19 protein-coding genes are annotated in these 17282 nt (G+C 60.8%); 7 read left to right on the top strand and 12 right to left on the bottom strand.

The window, feature by feature from the left end:
- Window positions 1-102: 102 nt before the first annotated feature.
- Window positions 103-660: a hypothetical protein gene (locus J3A65_RS05075; protein ID WP_062453611.1), complete on the bottom strand. Its 558-nt coding sequence runs from the start codon at window positions 658-660 to the stop codon at window positions 103-105.
- Window positions 661-809: 149 nt separating this feature from the next.
- Between J3A65_RS05075 and thrC the strand changes: the two genes are divergently transcribed.
- The 4 genes from thrC to J3A65_RS05055 are packed head-to-tail and all read left to right on the top strand — an operon-like array spanning window position 810 to window position 7101.
- Complete coding sequence (gene thrC / locus J3A65_RS05070; RefSeq protein WP_209900073.1) at window positions 810-2204, top strand: threonine synthase; 1395 nt, start codon at window positions 810-812, stop codon at window positions 2202-2204.
- A gap of 41 nt (window positions 2205-2245) precedes the next feature.
- Complete coding sequence (locus tag J3A65_RS05065; RefSeq protein ID WP_209900071.1) at window positions 2246-3544, top strand: pitrilysin family protein; 1299 nt, start codon at window positions 2246-2248, stop codon at window positions 3542-3544.
- Between the two features lie 36 nt (window positions 3545-3580).
- Window positions 3581-4192, top strand: coding sequence for a GNAT family N-acetyltransferase (locus J3A65_RS05060; RefSeq protein ID WP_209900069.1), 612 nt, complete (start codon window positions 3581-3583; stop codon window positions 4190-4192).
- 11 nt (window positions 4193-4203) lie between these two features.
- Window positions 4204-7101: an EAL domain-containing protein gene (locus J3A65_RS05055; RefSeq protein WP_113109701.1), complete on the top strand. Its 2898-nt coding sequence runs from the start codon at window positions 4204-4206 to the stop codon at window positions 7099-7101.
- 96 nt (window positions 7102-7197) lie between these two features.
- Here the strand turns inward: J3A65_RS05055 and J3A65_RS05050 are convergent, their stop codons facing one another.
- The 3 genes from J3A65_RS05050 to J3A65_RS05040 form a co-directional block, all read right to left on the bottom strand.
- On the bottom strand, window positions 7198-8349 hold the full coding sequence (locus tag J3A65_RS05050) for a putative zinc-binding metallopeptidase (protein WP_082471851.1): 1152 nt from the start codon (window positions 8347-8349) through the stop codon (window positions 7198-7200).
- A 111-nt stretch (window positions 8350-8460) separates the two neighbouring features.
- Window positions 8461-8652: a CsbD family protein gene (locus J3A65_RS05045; RefSeq protein ID WP_062453615.1), complete on the bottom strand. Its 192-nt coding sequence runs from the start codon at window positions 8650-8652 to the stop codon at window positions 8461-8463.
- A 103-nt stretch (window positions 8653-8755) separates the two neighbouring features.
- Window positions 8756-9385, bottom strand: a complete 630-nt coding sequence (locus J3A65_RS05040; protein ID WP_062579450.1) for a YqgE/AlgH family protein — start codon at window positions 9383-9385, stop codon at window positions 8756-8758.
- Window positions 9386-9665: 280 nt separating this feature from the next.
- Between J3A65_RS05040 and J3A65_RS05035 the strand changes: the two genes are divergently transcribed.
- Entirely contained in the window at window positions 9666-10508 is an 843-nt protein-coding gene (locus J3A65_RS05035) for a protein-disulfide reductase DsbD domain-containing protein (RefSeq protein ID WP_245341481.1), read from the top strand.
- Window positions 10509-10592: 84 nt separating this feature from the next.
- On the top strand, window positions 10593-11078 hold the full coding sequence (locus J3A65_RS05030) for a peroxiredoxin (RefSeq protein ID WP_062453618.1): 486 nt from the start codon (window positions 10593-10595) through the stop codon (window positions 11076-11078).
- A gap of 96 nt (window positions 11079-11174) precedes the next feature.
- Here the strand turns inward: J3A65_RS05030 and J3A65_RS05025 are convergent, their stop codons facing one another.
- From J3A65_RS05025 to J3A65_RS05015, 3 genes are all read right to left on the bottom strand, one after another.
- Window positions 11175-11483, bottom strand: coding sequence for a Dabb family protein (locus tag J3A65_RS05025; protein ID WP_209900067.1), 309 nt, complete (start codon window positions 11481-11483; stop codon window positions 11175-11177).
- Window positions 11484-11604: 121 nt separating this feature from the next.
- Window positions 11605-12045 (bottom strand): ribonuclease HI, encoded by a 441-nt coding sequence (rnhA, locus tag J3A65_RS05020; RefSeq protein WP_209900065.1) that lies wholly within the window; start codon window positions 12043-12045, stop codon window positions 11605-11607.
- Window positions 12042-13007 carry a homoserine kinase gene (locus tag J3A65_RS05015; protein WP_209900062.1) on the bottom strand — a complete coding sequence of 322 codons (966 nt, stop codon included), beginning with the start codon at window positions 13005-13007 and terminating at the stop codon, window positions 12042-12044. The genes rnhA and J3A65_RS05015 overlap by 4 nt, the downstream gene beginning before the upstream one ends.
- 407 nt (window positions 13008-13414) lie before the next feature.
- Here J3A65_RS05015 and J3A65_RS05010 point away from each other — a divergent pair, with 407 nt between their 5' ends.
- On the top strand, window positions 13415-13720 hold the full coding sequence (locus tag J3A65_RS05010) for a hypothetical protein (RefSeq protein ID WP_139283826.1): 306 nt from the start codon (window positions 13415-13417) through the stop codon (window positions 13718-13720).
- A 45-nt stretch (window positions 13721-13765) separates the two neighbouring features.
- Here J3A65_RS05010 and ispH read toward each other — a convergent pair whose 3' ends face one another.
- The 5 genes from ispH to J3A65_RS04985 all read right to left on the bottom strand — a co-directional run bounded on the left by ispH (window position 13766) and on the right by J3A65_RS04985 (window position 17238).
- Window positions 13766-14791 (bottom strand): 4-hydroxy-3-methylbut-2-enyl diphosphate reductase, encoded by a 1026-nt coding sequence (ispH, locus tag J3A65_RS05005; RefSeq protein ID WP_062453623.1) that lies wholly within the window; start codon window positions 14789-14791, stop codon window positions 13766-13768.
- Between the two features lie 71 nt (window positions 14792-14862).
- Entirely contained in the window at window positions 14863-15630 is a 768-nt protein-coding gene (locus J3A65_RS05000) for an SURF1 family protein (protein ID WP_245341609.1), read from the bottom strand.
- 10 nt (window positions 15631-15640) lie between these two features.
- The gene (locus J3A65_RS04995; protein ID WP_113166733.1) at window positions 15641-15934 is read right to left on the bottom strand and encodes a helix-turn-helix domain-containing protein; all 294 of its coding nucleotides are present in this window, start codon (window positions 15932-15934) and stop codon (window positions 15641-15643) included.
- On the bottom strand, window positions 15931-16281 hold the full coding sequence (locus J3A65_RS04990; protein ID WP_209900057.1) for a type II toxin-antitoxin system RelE/ParE family toxin: 351 nt from the start codon (window positions 16279-16281) through the stop codon (window positions 15931-15933). The genes J3A65_RS04995 and J3A65_RS04990 overlap by 4 nt, the downstream gene beginning before the upstream one ends.
- Before the next feature lie 81 nt (window positions 16282-16362).
- A complete protein-coding gene (locus J3A65_RS04985) occupies window positions 16363-17238 on the bottom strand; it encodes a cytochrome c oxidase subunit 3 (protein ID WP_209900055.1) in 876 nt (291 codons plus the stop codon).
- Window positions 17239-17282: the final 44 nt, after the last annotated feature.

Here is a 17282-nt window from a genome sequence, read left to right as displayed (position 1 = left end):
CGGGCGACGCGCCCTTGACGATCTTCAAATACTGGGTACGGATTTATGGTTAACCGAAGATTAAACGGGCGCCGTCAGCGCCCGACCGGAGTGGCCGCAGGCTTAGCTGCGGCGTGCGGGCTTCTTGCCGGGTGCGCCATTGTCGAAACCGACGCGGACGCGGGTGAAGCGCGATGCGCCGCCCTGCGCGTTCGGGATCTGCACATCCGCCTTCTGGAAGATGAACTGCGTACCGCCGGCCGGAAGATCGACCGGATAGGCGACCTTTTGCGAGTAGATCGTGTTGTCGCCATCGACGACCTCGACCAGGATCGGCAGGGTAACGCGGCCCGGCGCGCCGACAGGTCCGTCGACGAGGCGGCCCTGGACCACGACATTGATGGTCATCGTCGTTTCGTTTGCCGTGCACTGACGCGTCGCGTCGGCAAGCGATGCCTGGTAGACGAGCTTCTGCGGATCGTCCTGACCGCCACGCGCGTATTCCTGGCGTATCGCCGTCTGCTCGCGCAGAACGACCTGCGGGCAATAGGCCTGCACCACCGCCGGGGTTTCAGCCTGTGCCGTCGGCGCAAGGCCACCCGCCGGAGAGGACGAGTTGCAGCCGGCGAGCGCCGTCAGGAGGGATACCGTTACGAGACCATGGGAAATCTTGCCAAACACAATACTCAACCTTGTTCCATCCCTTTTGACCGGCTTGCCGCGCCAAACATGCTCATGGCGTAACGCAGCGCCGTTTTCCAGTCTTTCACCGCAGATTTCAATCGTCTATACCAGCGGCGCGAATAAAAATCGATTGGGGATTATCGGTCGTGGACTACATTTCTACCCGGGGCGAAGCGCCCGCTCTCGGCTTTCGTGATGCACTGCTGGCCGGCCTTGCCCGCGACGGTGGTCTTTACCTGCCGCGCCACTGGCCGCAGCTGTCCAAGCGGGACATCCGCAATCTGCGCGGAAAGTCCTATGCGGAAGTGGCTTTCGAGATCCTCAAGCATTTTGTCGACGGGGAAATTCCGGACGACAAGCTGAAGACCATGATCAACGAGGCCTATGCGACCTTCCGTCATCCGGCGGTCGTACCGCTCGTGCAGACCGGCCCGAACGATTTCGTTCTCGAGCTTTTCCACGGCACGACGCTTGCCTTCAAGGATGTGGCGATGCAGCTGCTGGCGCGGCTGATGGATCATGTTCTGGCCGAGCGCGGCGAGCGCGCGACGATCGTCGGCGCCACATCGGGCGATACGGGCGGTGCGGCGATCGATGCCTTTGCCGGGCGCGACCGCACCGACATCTTCATCCTCTTTCCCGAAGGCAAGGTATCGCCGGTGCAGCAGCGCCAGATGACCTCGTCGACCGCATCCAACGTGCATGCGGTGGCGCTCAAGGGCAATTTCGACGACTGCCAGAACATCGTGAAAGAGATGTTCAACGATGTCGCCTTCCGCGACCGGGTGAAGCTTTCGGGCGTCAACTCGATCAACTGGGCCCGCATCATGGCGCAGGTCGTGTATTATTTCACCGCGGCCGTTTCGCTCGGTGGACCGGACCGCAAGGTTTCGTTCACGGTGCCAACAGGCAATTTCGGCGATATTTTCGCGGGCTATGTCGCCAAGAAGATGGGCCTGCCGATCGACCGGCTGGTGATCGCCACCAATGACAACGACATTCTTGCCCGCACGCTGAAGACCGGGCGCTACGAGATGCAGGGGGTGATGGCGACCACGTCGCCGTCGATGGATATCCAGATCTCGTCGAATTTCGAGCGGCTTCTGTTTGAAGCCTATGGCCGCGATCCGAGCGCCGTGCGCTCATCCATGGCGAGCCTGAAGCAATCGGGTGCGTTCGAGATCAAGCCGGAAGCGCTGAAGGCGATCAAGCGCGAATTTCGCGCCGGCCGCGCCACGCAGGAGCAGGTTGCCGAGACAATCCGTGAGACGCTGGCCGCCACCGGATACCTGCTCGACCCGCATACGGCAACCGGTGTTTTCGTGGCTCAGAAGAACGCGCGACCCGGCAGCCCGATGGTGACATTGGCCACGGCGCACCCCGCCAAATTCCCGGCGGCGGTAAAATCCGCTTGCGGAATTGATCCGGCACTTCCATCATGGCTCGCTGATCTGATGCACAGGGAGGAGCGCTTCGATACGCTGGACGCCGAGCTGAAGGCCGTTGAAACATTCATCGGCGACCACGCACGGGCAAACTGAGCCAGTTATCGGCAGTGCCGGAAAGACGCGAAGACGTGAATATGAATGTTGAAATCACCCGGCTCCCCTCCGGGCTCACAGTCGTGACCGAGACCATGCCACACCTGGAGAGCGTCGCGCTCGGTGTGTGGATCAAGTCCGGAGCCCGCAACGAGACCGAGAACGAGCACGGCATCGCGCATCTTCTCGAGCACATGGCGTTCAAGGGCACAGCGAGGCGCAGCGCCCGCGATATCGCCGAGCAGATCGAGGATGTCGGCGGCGAGCTCAATGCCGCGACCTCGACCGAAACCACATCCTATTACGCAAGGGTGCTCAAGGACCACGTGCCGCTCGCGGTCGATATCCTTGCCGATATCCTGACGGAATCGGAATTCGACGAGGAAGAGCTGCGCCGCGAAAAGCACGTCATCCTGCAGGAAATCGGCGCGGCCAACGACACGCCCGACGACGTGGTGTTCGACCGCTTTTCCGAAGTCGCCTATCGCGGCCAGACGATCGGGCGCGCCATTCTCGGCACGCCGGAGACGGTAAAAGGGTTCACGCCGCCGCAGATCCGCGGCTATCTCTCGCGCAATTATACGACCGACCGGATGTTCATCGTCGCGGCCGGCGCTGTCGACCACCAGGTGTTCTGCAAGCAGGTCGAGGAGCGGTTCGCCAGCCTGCCGACCATGCCGAGTGCGACGCCCGTTCTCGAGCCCGCCCATTATATCGGCGGCGACACCCGCGAAGACCGCGACCTGATGGATGCCCAGCTGCTGATCGGCTTCGAGGGCAAGGCCTATCACCAGCGGGACTTCTACTGCTCGCAGATTCTCGCCAACATCCTCGGCGGCGGCATGTCCTCGCGGCTGTTCCAGGAAGTGCGCGAGCGTCGGGGCCTTTGCTATTCGGTTTATGCATTCCATTGGGGCTTTTCCGATACGGGCATTTTCGGCGTCCATGCGGCGACCAACGGCGACGAGCTGCCGAACCTCGTGCCTGTCGTCATCGAAGAGCTGCGCAAGGCGTCCGAGACGATCCATCAGGCGGAAATCGACCGGGCACGTGCGCAGATCCGCGCCCAGCTTCTGATGGGACAGGAAAGCCCTGCCGCCCGCGCCGGCCAGATCGCCCGCCAGATGATGCTCTACGGCAAACCGATCCCCAATGACGAGATGATGGAACGCCTGGAGGGGATCACCACCCAGCGGCTGACCGATCTTGCCGGACGTCTGTTCTTCGACACGGTGCCTACGCTTTCGGCGGTTGGGCCGATCGCGCAACTGCCGTCGATGGAAGAGATCGCGGCGTCGCTTTCCTCACCAGGCGTGACAACCAAAAAGGCGGCCGGCTGATCAAGCCGCCTGCCCTGCCCGGAGCACACAAGCACCATGGCCAAGTCCGTGTTTCGGTTCCTATCGCGACATCCGGACACACCGGAGATCTCAGGCGAGCGCCACATCATGCGCCTGCCGCTTTATGCCGACTACAAGGGCTGGATGACGCTGCGGTCGCAAAGCCGGGCGTTCCTGCAGCCGTGGGAGCCGACCTGGCGCCCTGACGAGCTGACGGAATCGGCGTTTCGCGCTCGCGTGGTGCGCGCCACCCAGGAACATGCGTCAGGCGTTGCCATGCCGATGCTGCTTTTCCGCCGCGACACGATGGAGCTTTTAGGGGGCCTGACGATCGGCCATATCCGCCGCGGCGCGTCGCAGAGCTGCATGGTCGGCTACTGGATGGGCGAGAAACATTCGGGCCAAGGCCATATGTTGGCCGCATTGGAGATGGCTATCCCCTACATCTACGGCGGACTTCAGTTGCACCGGATCGAGGCAGCCTGTATTCCGGACAATTGGAAAAGCATCCGGCTTCTCGAAAAGGCCGGATTCGAGCGGGAAGGTCTTTTGCGGAAATATCTCAAGATCAATGGCGAGTGGCGCGACCACGTGATTTTCTCCCGACTGCCAGAAGATGGTGAATTTGCGAAAATGCTGAACACATGATGCTGCGTCACATGAGTTTCTCGGCCATGCCGCGCCTGCCGTCGGTTCTTGGAATCGTTTCCGCTGTCCTGATGTTTTTTGCGGCGGCGACGTTTGCACAGGCGGCCGAGCCGGTGAAAATCTCGCGCGACGACACCGCGCTCGACCTGACCCGCACGACCGACATCTACGCCAACCAGGGCGAGGCCTTTCAGGTTTCCACGGCCGCTGCTGCCGACGGTATCCGTCGCCGCATCGAGGTGCGCGCCTCCTCGCCGTCGCACCAAGGCGACTGGGCTGTGTTTGCGCTCTCCAACGTTTCCGAGGAGCAGCTGGAGCGGGTAATCGTCGCGCCGCATTTTCGGCTCGTCAATTCCAAGGTTTTCTGGCCGGATCTCGGCTCGCAGCGCATCATCTCGATTACGCCATCGGAAGGGTTTGCGCTCGACCGTATCGCCAGCCCCGATGCCGACGTGTTCCGCATCACGCTCAATCCGGGCGCCACGATCACCTTCGTCGCCGAGCTTTCGACGCCGGCGCTGCCGCAGATCTATCTCTGGCAACCGGATGCCTACAAGGATTCGGTCAACTCGTTCACGCTCTACAAGGGCATCGTGCTCGGCATTGCCGGTCTGCTTGCGGTGTTCCTGACCATCCTGTTCGTGGTCAAGGGAACCTCCATGCTGCCGGCGGCGGCAGCCCTTGCCTGGGCGGTGCTTGCCTATATCTGCGTCGACTTCGGGTTTCTTGACAAGCTCATCAGCGTGACATCGTCCGACGAGCGAATATGGCGTGCCGCAGCCGAAGTGGCGCTTGCCTCGTCGCTCGTCATCTTTCTGTTTACCTATCTCAACCTCAATCGCTGGCACGTGCATCTGGGCTATGCGACGCTTGCCTGGGTGGCCGGCCTCGTGCTCCTCGGCGGTGTGGCAATCTACGATCCATCCGTTGCATCCGGTATCGCGCGGCTTTCGTTTGCGCTGACCGGCACTGTCGGCATCCTCCTGATCGTCTATCTCGGCTTCAACCGCTATGACCGCGCCATCCTTCTGGTTCCGACCTGGGCGCTGCTGCTGGTCTGGCTGTTCGGGGGATGGCTGACTGTCACCGGCCAGCTCGACAACGACATCGTGCAGCCGGCGCTTGGCGGCGGACTGGTTCTGATCGTGCTTCTGATCGGCTTTACCGTGATGCAGCACGCCTTTGCCGGCGGCGCCTACCAGCAGGGTCTCTTTTCCGATCTGGAGCGGCAGTCGCTGGCGCTGACCGGTTCGGGCGACACGGTTTGGGACTGGGATGTGGCGCGCGACCGCGTGGTGACCACGCCCGACATCTCGACGCGGCTCGGCCTCGAGCAAGGCTCCATGCACGGGCCGGTGCGCAACTGGCTGCCGCGGCTTCACCCCGATGACCGCGACCGGTTCCGCGCCACGCTGGACGTGCTTCTGGAACATCGCCGCGGCCGGTTGAACCACGAATTCCGGATTCGCGCAGAAGACGGGCATTTCCACTGGCTGCAGATCCGCGCACGGCCGGTGCTCGGCTCAAACGGCGAAATCATCCGCTGCGTCGGCACCGTCATCGATGTGACCGAGCAGAAGAACTCAATCGAGCGTCTGCTGCAGGACGCGATGCATGACAACCTGACCGGGTTGCCGAACCGCCAGGTGTTCCTCGACCGTCTGCAATCGGTACTGACGCTGGCACCCGGCGACGGGCATCTGCGCCCAACCGTCATGGCGATCGACATCGACCGCTACAAGCAGGTCAACGACTCGCTCGGAATTGCCGCGGGCGACAACATTCTGATCGCGCTGACGCGGCGCCTGCGTCGTCTCTTGAAGCCTCAAGACACGCTGGCACGGCTTGCCGGCGACCAGTTCGGCCTCATCCTTGTGTCCGAGCGGGACCCGGGCAAGGTCGCGGATTTCGCCGATGCGGTGTCCAAGGCAATCATGGTGCCGATCAACTTCGCCAACCGCGAGATCGTGCTCACCGCCTCGATCGGCCTAGCCTCCTGGGTAGATCAGCAGGAAAGCGCCCCGGGACTTCTCGCCGATGCGGAACTGGCGATGTACCGGGCCAAGCGCGCCGGCGGCAATCGCGTCGAACCGTTCCGTCCGGCATTCCGCTCGACCGGTACCGATCGTCTGCAGATCGAAACCGACCTTCGCCGCGCCATCGAGCGACGCGAACTGACACTCGCATACCAGCCGATCATCCGGCTTGTGGATGGCGAGATTGCCGGCTTCGAAGCGCTGATGCGTTGGGAACATCCCAAACGCGGCAGCATTCCGCCCTCCGAATTCATTCCGATCGCCGAAATGTCGGACCTGATCGGCCCTCTCGGCCTCTTTGCGATGGAACGGGCGGCCTCAGACCTCACGTCCTGGCAGGCACAAACCGGTTCGCTGCCGATCTTCGTATCCGTCAACGTCTCGAGTGCGCAGCTCCTGAACGCCGATCTCTACAATGACGTCCGGGCGCTGTTGCAGCGGACGCAGGTGGCGCCGGGCCAGCTCAAGCTGGAGCTGACGGAGTCTCTGATGATGGAGAACCCGGAACAGGCACGTCTTGTTCTGGCCAAGCTCAAAGAGACCGGCCTCAGCCTCGCGCTCGACGACTTCGGTACCGGCTACTCTTCGCTCGGCTATCTCACGCAGTTCCCGTTCGACACGATCAAGCTCGACCAGTCGCTGGTGCGCGATGCAACCGACAAGCGCGCAGTGCTGCTGCGCTCGGTCATCGCCATGGCGCGGGCGCTCGAGATGGACGTGGTGGCTGAGGGTATTCAGACCGACGAAGACGCGGCGGAACTTGCCAAGATGGGCTGCCATTTCGGCCAGAGCTACCTGTTCGGCCCGCCGGCGACGACGGATGCGATTGGCCGACTGCTGAAAGAACGGTTTCCGCTGACGAAACGGGCTTGAGTTCCGACTTTCTCATCCTGCCCTTGTGGCGGGGATGAGGGAGACGAGCAGCCCGACAGGCCTGATGTCAGGCCCGTCCGCTTGCATAGAGCCTGATCACACAGCCGTTGCCATCGCGGCGCCGCTCATGGCTTCCCAAGTCGCGCCCGGATGCTGACGGCGGTTTTCCTGGATCATGTCGTGGATGAACTGCAGCTTGGTGGTGACCGCCGGGGCGAGGATGAACGGATAGAGATCCGGCACACCCATGGCTCTATGGATGCTGTTCAATGCCATGCTGAACGGAATCCACGCCCGAACGAGCTGCTCGGCGCTCGCTGCCTCGTAGGGCTGGAACGCAACTTCCGCTGCAAGTTCACCGTGACGTCGCGGGTCGATCGACAGGCCGTAGGCGCGCGCCATTTCGAGCGTATCGACGATATGGATGTAGTGGGCGAAGGTCTCGGCAAAATCCTCCCACGGATGCGAGCTCGCATAGGTGCTGATATAGGACTGCTGCCAGCCAACGGGCGGGCCTTCTTCGTAGTTGCGGCGCAACGCGTCGGCATAATCCATCGTCTCGTCGCCGAACACGGCACGGAATGCATCGGTCCTGCCGCCGTCGCGGATGAGCTTGTCCCAGATGTAGTGGCCGGTCTCGTGGCGGAAGTGGCCGAGCATCGTGCGATAGGGCTCGTTCATGGATATGCGGATCTGCTCGCGCGTCGCGTCGTCGGCTTCGGCAGCGCGGATGGCGATCAGGCCGTCTTCGTGGCCGGTCATGGCGGGCTTCACCGTTCCATCCGGCTGGATCTCGTCGATCAGGAAATCGAACACGAGGCCGCCCTGCGGATCTTCTTCGCGGTTGGTGCGCGGCAGGTTCCATTTCATCAGCGAGTAGAACAGATGGCGCTGCGCCTGGCTGATGCGGCGCCACTGGTCGAGCCCCTCCTCGGTCGAGGCGTCAGGCACCAGGCGGTTGTGCCGGCAAGCCGGGCAAAACGGGTTCGGGTCCTCGGCAACGACCGTCCAGTTGCAGATATCCAGGCTGCTGTTGGCACAGAGCCGCACCTTGCTGTCGAGGTCGCCGAACAGGTGCCAGGTCGGGTCCGCCACGGGAGCGTCGGGACCCGCAACCATTTCGTCCTGCTCCAGAGCCATGATGGCGAGCTTTTCCGGAACGAAAGCCAGTTTGTAACCGCAGTGGACGCAGTTGCGATTGTCGAAATAAACCGGTTGGCCGCAGTGATCGCAGTCGAAGAGGCGCATGGACAGATCCGCTAGACGAAGTGGAAGTTGGGGTGAACTGAATTCTGGATGATAAAAAACCTGCCCCGGTAGGACCGGAACAGGTTTCTGGATTTGGCGGATTCGGATCGCTTAGGCGCGATCAACGATGTCCTTGCCGGCTTCCTTGATCTTGCCCTTGGCCTGCTGGGCTTCGCCCTTGGCTTCCTGGGCAGCGCCCTTGGCTTCCAGCTCGTGGTTGTCGGTCATGTCGCCGACAGCCTGCTTGACCTTACCGGAGACTTCATTGCCCATTCCGGAAATTTTATCGCTGGTGCTACCCATAGTGTTTCTCCTTGAGCTTAGCGGCATCGTTTTCGATGTCTTGCAATAGGAGAACTCCGAGCCTTGGCAGTTCGTTCCGGCATCGCTCAAGAATTTCAGAAATTCAGGCGTGGCCGGCGTCGGAGGACAGCATTGCGGGCGTCACGCCCATCGAGGCGAGCGCGCGCTCGTACTTGTCTTCCAGCGTCGTACCGAAGATCAGATCTTCGCTGGCCGGGCAGTTCAGCCAGCCGTTGCTGGAAATCTCCCGCTCCAACTGTCCTGCACCCCAGCCTGCGTAACCGAGCAGCATGGTAGCGCGTGATGGCCCCCTGCCGTCACAGATGGCGCGGATGATATCGAGCGTGGCGGTGAGCGAGATATCGTCGCTGACGGGAATGGAGGACTCGCTCGAGAAGTCGTCGGAATGCAGCACGAAGCCGCGACCGGTTTCCACCGGACCTCCAGACAGGATCGGGAACTCACGGCATTCGTGCGGGAGAGCGATGATCTCGTGCTCGTCCAGCAGTTTCAGGTGCCGCAATACTTCCGTGAAGGAAATTTCCTGGGCGCGGTTGATGATAAACCCCATGGCGCCGGCCGGAGAATGGGCGCAGACATAGATGACCGTGCGGGAGAAATTGGTATCCTGCATGCTCGGCATCGCAATCAGGAACTGTCCGTCAAGAAAGCCGCGTTCGCGACCGCCCTTGCCGCCGTCGTCCTGAGCACCCGAGAGAAGCGAAAAAGCCATCATGCCTCCACCTGCAGCGCTTTGAAACCTATTCTAGCAAAACTGCGGCCGTTTGAAATGTCTGTACTGACTGTCTTTGAAGGCCGGGCCCGCCTGGTTGTGAGAGCGTGCCGTGGCTGCTGCTTCACAGCAGCGTTCCTGAAACATGGGGCACGAACCGTGGCGATCAACGGAAAATGATCCTGTTTTTCGAAAGCGCTGCTGGTTCGTTCAACATTTAACGGTTAATCCCTGAGCGATGAGGAGCCTGACCCCAATTCGAACCACAACCGCAAACCTGTTGCTTGGCGCTGCCATCTGCCTTGGATTGCAGACGGCTGCGGCCGATGCTCTGGCGGAAATGACGCCCTGGGCCACCAACGAGGGCGGCCGCATGCGGATCGTCACCATGCCTCCAGAGCCCGATGGAACCGTGCGCGGAGCGATGCAGATCGAGCCGAAGGATGGCTGGATCACCTATTGGAAAGAGCCGGGTGAAGCGGGCATTCCGCCGCAACTGACATTTTCGCGCGAAAGCGGGATCACCTCCCAGACGATGTCCTATCCGGTTCCAAAGCTGATCACCAACGGTGACGTGACCGACATCGGCTATGATCGCGCCGTGGCATTTCCGTTTGCGCTGAAGCTCGACAAGCCGACCAAGGCGGGGCAAGCCTCACAGGTCTTGCCGTTGGGGGCAGCAAGCATCGACGTTTCCGCGTTTATCGGCATTTGCCGTAATATCTGCATACCCTTCCAGGCCGAATTCTCTCTGCCGATGAAAGCGGTCCGGGGCACGCCGGTGGAAGAGGCAATGATCCTCAACGCCGCCAGTGCCGCACTCCCCTCGCCTCCGGCCAACGATTTTGCCGTGACTGATTATGCGATGGTGAAGGGCGGAAAGGTTCTACGGCTGACGCTGCGGCTGCCGGACAGTGCGACCGCGCCGCCGCAGGTGGTGGTGACCGGTCCCGAGGGGCATGTCCTGTTCGAAAGCGTCGATGCGAAGCGGCAGGGTCATGCCTATACGCTGGATATGCCGGTGGGCAAATTGCCTGACAATTACGACATCAGCGGCAAACGGTGGGGCATTCTGGCGACCAGCGGCAGTCGGTCCATGGAGACGTCCATCGTTTTCGACTGAGACCCCTCCCGTCTTCGCTTGCCTCTTGCCGACCGCGACCTATAGTTCCGCCGAACGGCAAACTTCAAGCCAACAGGAGATCCCATGACCATCGCCATCGGTGAAAAACTACCCAGTGCCACCTTCAAGGAAAAGACTGCTGACGGCCCGGTCGAGATCTCGACGGACGCGCTGTTTGCCGGCAAGAAAGTCGTGCTGTTTGCGGTACCCGGCGCCTTCACGCCCACCTGCACACTGAACCACCTGCCCGGCTATCTCGACAATCGCGACGCGCTGCTTGCCAAGGGCGTCGACGACATCGCCGTCGTTGCCGTCAACGACTGGCATGTAATGGGCGCCTGGGCACAGCAGACCGGCGGCATGGACAAGATCCATTTTCTGGCCGACTGGGACGGTGCCTTTACCAAGGCGATGGGCCTCGATGCCGATCTTTCCGCCGGCGGGCTTGGCGTGCGCTCCAAGCGCTACGCGATGCTGGTCGAGGACGGTGTGGTGAAGTCACTCGACATCGAGGAAAGCCCTGGCCAGGCCACCGTCTCGGGTGCCGACGCGATGCTGGAACGCCTCTAAGTCAGTTAGTATTCCACGAGATCGTTTGAGGGGCTCATGCCCCTCATTCCCATTACGCATGAGACGCTGCGAGGGGCTAGAGCCCGCCTCGAACCATTACACTGCCATATCGAAAACCATCAGGCCCGACACGCCGCCATCGGATGCGGCGACAATTCGTTCGGCGACGGTAATATGATCGGGATGGACGAGATAGGCGTCACGGCTTTCCAGCGTGTCGAAGGTGACGATGAAGCCGTCGAGGAAGCCGCCGTTCAGGCCTTCCGATGAGGCGTTCGGGCCGGACTTCACATCGACAATGCCGGGAATGAGCGTTTTGAGGCCGTGAACGGCGTCGTAGATTTCCAGCTTCTCTGCCGGCTGCAATGCAGTCTTGAAGCGCATGAAGACGCAATGAAGGATCATCGGTGGGTCCACCCTATGGCTGTTCTGTATGGCGCGAAATCGTCGTGGAGCCTGCTTCAACGCTATGCCCGACGGGAAACCGCTTCGCACCTTTGCTGTAAACCACCCTCAAGAGCAACCGCTACTTTCTCTTGAAAGGCGCCATGCCGGTGCGGGCCAGTTCGTCGGCGCGTTCGTTTTCCGGATGGCCTGCATGGCCCTTGACCCAGTGCCATTTGACCTTGTGGCGCTGGTTGGCGACATCGAGCTGCTGCCACAACTCACCGTTCTTGACGGGCTTCTTATCGGCCGTCTTCCAGCCGTTCTTCTTCCAGCCGAAGATCCACTTGGAAATGCCGTCCATCACGTATTTGCTGTCGGTGTGGAGATCGACCTCGCACGTGTCCTTGAGCGCGTTGAGGGCGCTGATGGCCGCCATGAGTTCCATGCGGTTGTTGGTCGTTTCGGCCTCGCCGCCGGACAGTTCCTTGATGGTTTCGCCGTAACGCAGGATAGCGCCCCAGCCGCCCGGGCCGGGATTGCCGGAACAGGCGCCGTCGGTGAAAATGTCGACCTGTTTCATGATGTCAGTCCATAATCTGCAGTAGAGGAAATGCCGCGGTGGAACCGCAGCTTGCGGAGGTATTCGAGCGGATCCTTCTTGACCACCAGCGCGCCCTCGGGCGTCGTCAGCCAGTCATAGAGCCGGGTGAGGAAGAAGCGCAGGGCCGAGCCGCGGGCAAGCACCGGCAATGCGGCGATCTCCGCATCAGACAGCGGCCGGACGCTGCGATATCCTTCCAGCATCGCCCTACCCTTCTCAACGTTATAGCTGCCGTCCGCTTCGAAGCACCAGGCATTGAGGCAGATGGATACGTCGTAGGCGAGCAGGTCGTTGCAGGCGAAATAGAAGTCGATCAGGCCCGACAGTTCGTCGCCGAGGAAGAAGACGTTGTCCTGAAACAGATCCGCATGGATGACACCCGCCGGCAGATCCTTCGGCCAATGGGCGGCGAGAAATTCCAGTTCCGAGGTGATCTCGTCCTGCAGCCCCGTTTCGACCTCATCGGCACGGTCTGCGGATTTCTCCCACAGGACCTTCCAGCCGTCGAGCGACAGTGCGTTGGGGCGCTTGATCTCGAAGCCTTCGCCGGCCAGATGCATCTGCGCCAGCGCTTTGCCGACCTCGCGGCAATGCCGCGCTTCGGGGCGTCTCAGCCACATGCCCTCGAGAAACGAAATGAGGGCTGCCGGCCGGGTCGAGAGTTCGCCGAGCAACTGCCCGTCGCGGCGTGGCAAAGGCAGCGGGCAGGACAGGCCGCGATCAGCCAGATGCTGCATCAGACCCAGAAAGAACGGCAGGTCGGATTTCTCGACGCGTTTTTCATACAGCGTCAGGATCAGCGGATCACGTGTGGTGTGGAGCAGGAAATTCGAGTTCTCGACGCCCTCGGCAATGCCCTTGTAGGACGTGAGCTCCCCGACATCATATTCGGCCAGGAACCGGTTCAGGTCGATTTCGGTGATATCGGTATAGACGGCCAAGATTTCGTCCCGCTGATGATCGTTGCGCTGGATCTCTTCCTAGAGCGTTTCCTGGCCAGATTGAAGCCTGCTGTTGGCTCAAAAGGGGTCGAATGGTCGCCTTTGCCCTGATGAAAATCTGCCCCGGCAGATCGCTTCAATCCGGGCCGTGAACTCAAAAACGGCTATCGGTACCGATGAACCCATCGATAGATGCGGTGTCAGACATTTTGCAGACATATCCCCAAATTCAGGTCGGGAAAAATTTACGCCGACAATGCTGGCGTAGACAAACAATATAGCGAACCATCGACCGGTACTGCTTAAAATCGGAAAAATTGGCGAGTGATTCGATGTTGATCCCGGGTCTGACTAACGTCTATCTTATCGGAATAGTCGGACTAGAATTTCTAACGATATGCGCTCGAGTGCTTGGCTATGGCCCCGCATTTGCTGCCTTTGGCAGCATGGCTGTTGCTGCCGTCGCATACTTTCATCTGACGCTGGTAAAGACCAAAGTCCGCCCTCTTGTCGGAAGCTTGCGTGATGAGGATCGTCGCGCGGAGATGAGATGGCTGGTCGTCATCGCTCCGATTTTCATCATGTGGATCAACTCGGTTCCTATCTCCGGAAAATTCCCGATAGATTACGCGGTCGATATCTGGAAATCGGTATTCTTTATAGCGGTAATGGTCTGGTGTCTTGTTGAGGGCGCAATCAGGATCCGCTTCTAGTGTCCACGCCGACTTGGCCGGTGCTTCGCTAGAGCCGGAAGCGGTTCATCCAGCGGAGAGAGGGCGCTCGCCGTTGACCCAGGCCATGTCTTCGATGGTGAGGGGGACGGAGCGGAGTTCGCGGTTGACGAGGAAGTTTTCGGTTTCCTCGGCGGTGATCGCAAGCTCGATTTCGGCCGAAAACCTCTGCTTGAAGGCTTCGATGATTTCGTCGACGATGACTTCCGGGGCAGAGGCGCCGGCGGATAGGCCGAGCGTCTGGATCTGGCCGATCTCATCCCAGTTCAGCTCGGAGGCGCGCTGCACCAGGATCGAGCGTCTGGCGCCGGCCCGCAGAGCGACTTCGACGAGACGCTTGGAGTTCGACGAGTTCGGTGCGCCGACCACGATGAAGAGATCGCAGCCGGGTGCTGCTTCCTTGACGGCTTCCTGGCGGTTGGTGGTGGCGTAGCAGATGCTGTCGGCTGCGGGTGCCGTCAGGTTCGGGAAGCGTTCCTGCAGCTTGGCGATGACACCGGCCGTATCATCCACTGACAGCGTCGTCTGGGTAACGTAACCGAGATTGTCAGGATCGGCGGGGATATAGGCTTCGGCATCGGCGATCGTGTCGACGAGCGAGACCGTGCCTTCCGGCAACTGGCCCATTGTGCCGATCACTTCCGGATGTCCAGCATGGCCGATCAGGACCACATGGCGGCCCAGCCGCTGGTGGCGCATCGCCTGCTTGTGGACTTTTGAGACGAGCGGGCATGTGGCATCGAGATAGAAAAGATTGCGGGCCTGGGCATCCTCGGGCACCGATTTCGGCACGCCATGAGCGGAAAATACCACCGGCTGTTGGCGATGCTCCGCCGGGATCTCATCCAGTTCCTCAACGAAGACGGCGCCCTTGGCTTCCAGTCCCTCGACGACATAGCGGTTGTGGACGATCTCGTGACGGACATAGACCGGCGCGCCATAGGCTTTCAGCGCCAGCACGACGATCTGGATTGCCCGATCGACGCCGGCGCAAAAGCCGCGCGGACCGCAGAGGCGGATCGTGAGAGCCGGTTTTGTGACCTGGATGTTCATGTCGCTTCCGTAAGCCGTTGCAGTCCCCATATAGGCGAGCCGGCTCCGCCACGCCAAGAAAAAAGTGACGGCTATGGCGTCGCAGGCTTGGCACGGCGCCACCATGCGCCGATGACGACCGCCACCAGTGCCGCTGCAAGCCCGTACCAGGTGAAGGCATATTGGAGGTGGCTGTTGGGGAGATCGAACTGGGTGACGCCGCCCTTCGGCCAGCCGCCGGGATTTTGAACCAGATCATCCACATCGACAAAGAACGGCAGGGTTTTGGCCGGATCGCGACCTGATGACGACGCCATGACGTCGAGATCCTTCCAGAAGAAGATGTTCTTGGCGATATCGTTGTCGGGCACGATGGAGGATGGCTTTTGCGCCAGACGGCTGCGGGCATAACCGGTCAGCCGCTGCTCGCGCGTGACTTCGCCGGCCGTGCGCGTCGAGACCTCTTTCATCTCGTAGGGAATGAAGCCGCGATTGACGAGAAGGGCGCGACCATCGGAAAGGATCAGCGGGGTGTAGACGTAAAAACCGGTCTGGCCCTGAAACGTGGCGAAGAAATGCCGTTCTTTCGTGTGGTCGAACGTGCCTGAAAGCGCGACGCGGCGGTATTCGATATCGCCGCCATCCGCCGCGATCCGCTCGATGTCTGCCAGCGGTACGGGATCTGCGCTGCGCCGCTCGGCGATATCGGCGAGCAGGCCTTCCTTCCAGTGCAGCCGTTCCATCTGCCAGGTGCCGAGAGCAAGGAGGATGGCGAGCGAGGCCAGGATGAGGGTGATTGTGGCGATGGTGCGCACAAGACTGCGGGAGCGCCTTGAAGAGGCCGGCTGTCGCTCGGTCAACTGATGCATGCTAGACCAGCTCGATACGGAGATTGCGGCCGACAGCTGTCGCAGCACGGCGCAACGTCAGAAGGGTAACCGAGGGATTGTTCGGGTCGAGCAATCGATCAAGCTGCTGACGGCTGGAATTCATCCGCTCGGCCATGGCAGTCTTCGTGAGGCCTTCCTTTTGCATGGCCGCCCGTAACTGGTCGGCAATCACCTGTTTCAGGGCAATCGTCTCGGTTTCCTCCAGCAGGCCATCGGCTTCAAGGAAATCGTCGAAAGTCTCTGTCCTGTCGATATAGCCCTTTTGCTCCGTCATAGTTCCACATCCCGTTTTCGTGCCAGCGCGAGGTCAAGATCCTGAGCCGGTGTCTTCTGGGTCTTCTTTTCAAAGCCGTGGAGAAGGATCATCTGACCCTCGTGAATGAAAAAGATCACCCGTGCGATGCGCCCGCCGGAGAGGTTGGTCCGAACTTCCCACAGTCCATTTCCGAGAGAGCGGCAATAGGGCATGCCCAACGGCCAGCCAAACTCGACCCTTTGGATATCGATACCGATCTGCCGCCTGTCTTCTCTCGTGAGATCCATCAGCCAATCGCGCACCGGCCTGCGCCAGTTTGCGGTCGCGTAGAACCTCCCGACGATCTTCTTTGGTAAATCGGCCATTAAGGATGAATGTACCAAATTTGGTACATTCATGCAACGAAAAAGGGCGGCATCAGCCGCCCTTCGGAGTGTCGTTTGTTCTCAGTGCGCCAGCGGTGCGCCCCAGCCGCCCCAGATGTAGATGGAGAAGAACAGGAACAGCCAGACGACGTCGACGAAGTGCCAGTACCAAGCGGCTGCTTCGAAGCCGAAGTGTTTTTCCGAGGTGAAGCCGCCGTTCATGGCGCGGATGAGGCAGACCAGGAGAAAGATGGTGCCGATCAGAACGTGGAAACCGTGGAAGCCGGTGGCCATGAAGAACGTGGCGCCATAGATCGAATTGGCGAATTCGAACGGGGCGTGGGCGTATTCGTAAACCTGCACTGCCGAAAAGAAGACGCCGAGTGCGACCGTCAGCGCGAGGCCCGTGACAAGGCCCTTGCGGTCGTTGTGCAGGAGCGCGTGGTGAGCCCAGGTGACGCAGGTGCCCGACAGCAGCAGGATGACCGTGTTATACAGCGGCAGGTGCCATGGATCGAGAACTTCGACCCCTTTTGGCGGCCATTGTCCGCCAAGGAACTGCGTCCGCGATGCCTGGATCGCCTCGTTGGCGTAAAGGCTGGCATCGAAAAAGGCCCAGAACCAGGCGACGAAGAACATCACTTCCGACGCGATGAACATGATCATGCCATAGCGCAGATGCAGCGACACGACGCGCGTATGGGCGCCCGCATTACCTTCCTTGATCGTATCCGACCACCAGCCGATCATCACGTAGATGACGATCGCGAGGCCGATGAAGAAGACCCATGGCGTTGCCAGGTTCATGCCGAAAATGTGAAATTCCGAACCCTTCAGGTAGCGCATGTATCCGACGCCGCCGAACGCCATGACGAAGGCGCCGATCGAGGCAAGAAGCGGCCAAGGGCTGGGGTCGATAATGTGATAATCGTGGTTCTTCTGGTGCGCTTCTGCCATGCCTGCCCCTCCCAAGGGTGCTTACCGCAAGTGTTCCACCCGCC

It is taken from the genome of Rhizobium sp. PvP014, from assembly GCF_017876855.1.
In the GTDB taxonomy this organism is placed as follows: domain Bacteria; phylum Pseudomonadota; class Alphaproteobacteria; order Rhizobiales; family Rhizobiaceae; genus Neorhizobium; species Neorhizobium soli.
This window is presented reverse-complemented; position numbering and strand designations above follow the sequence as displayed.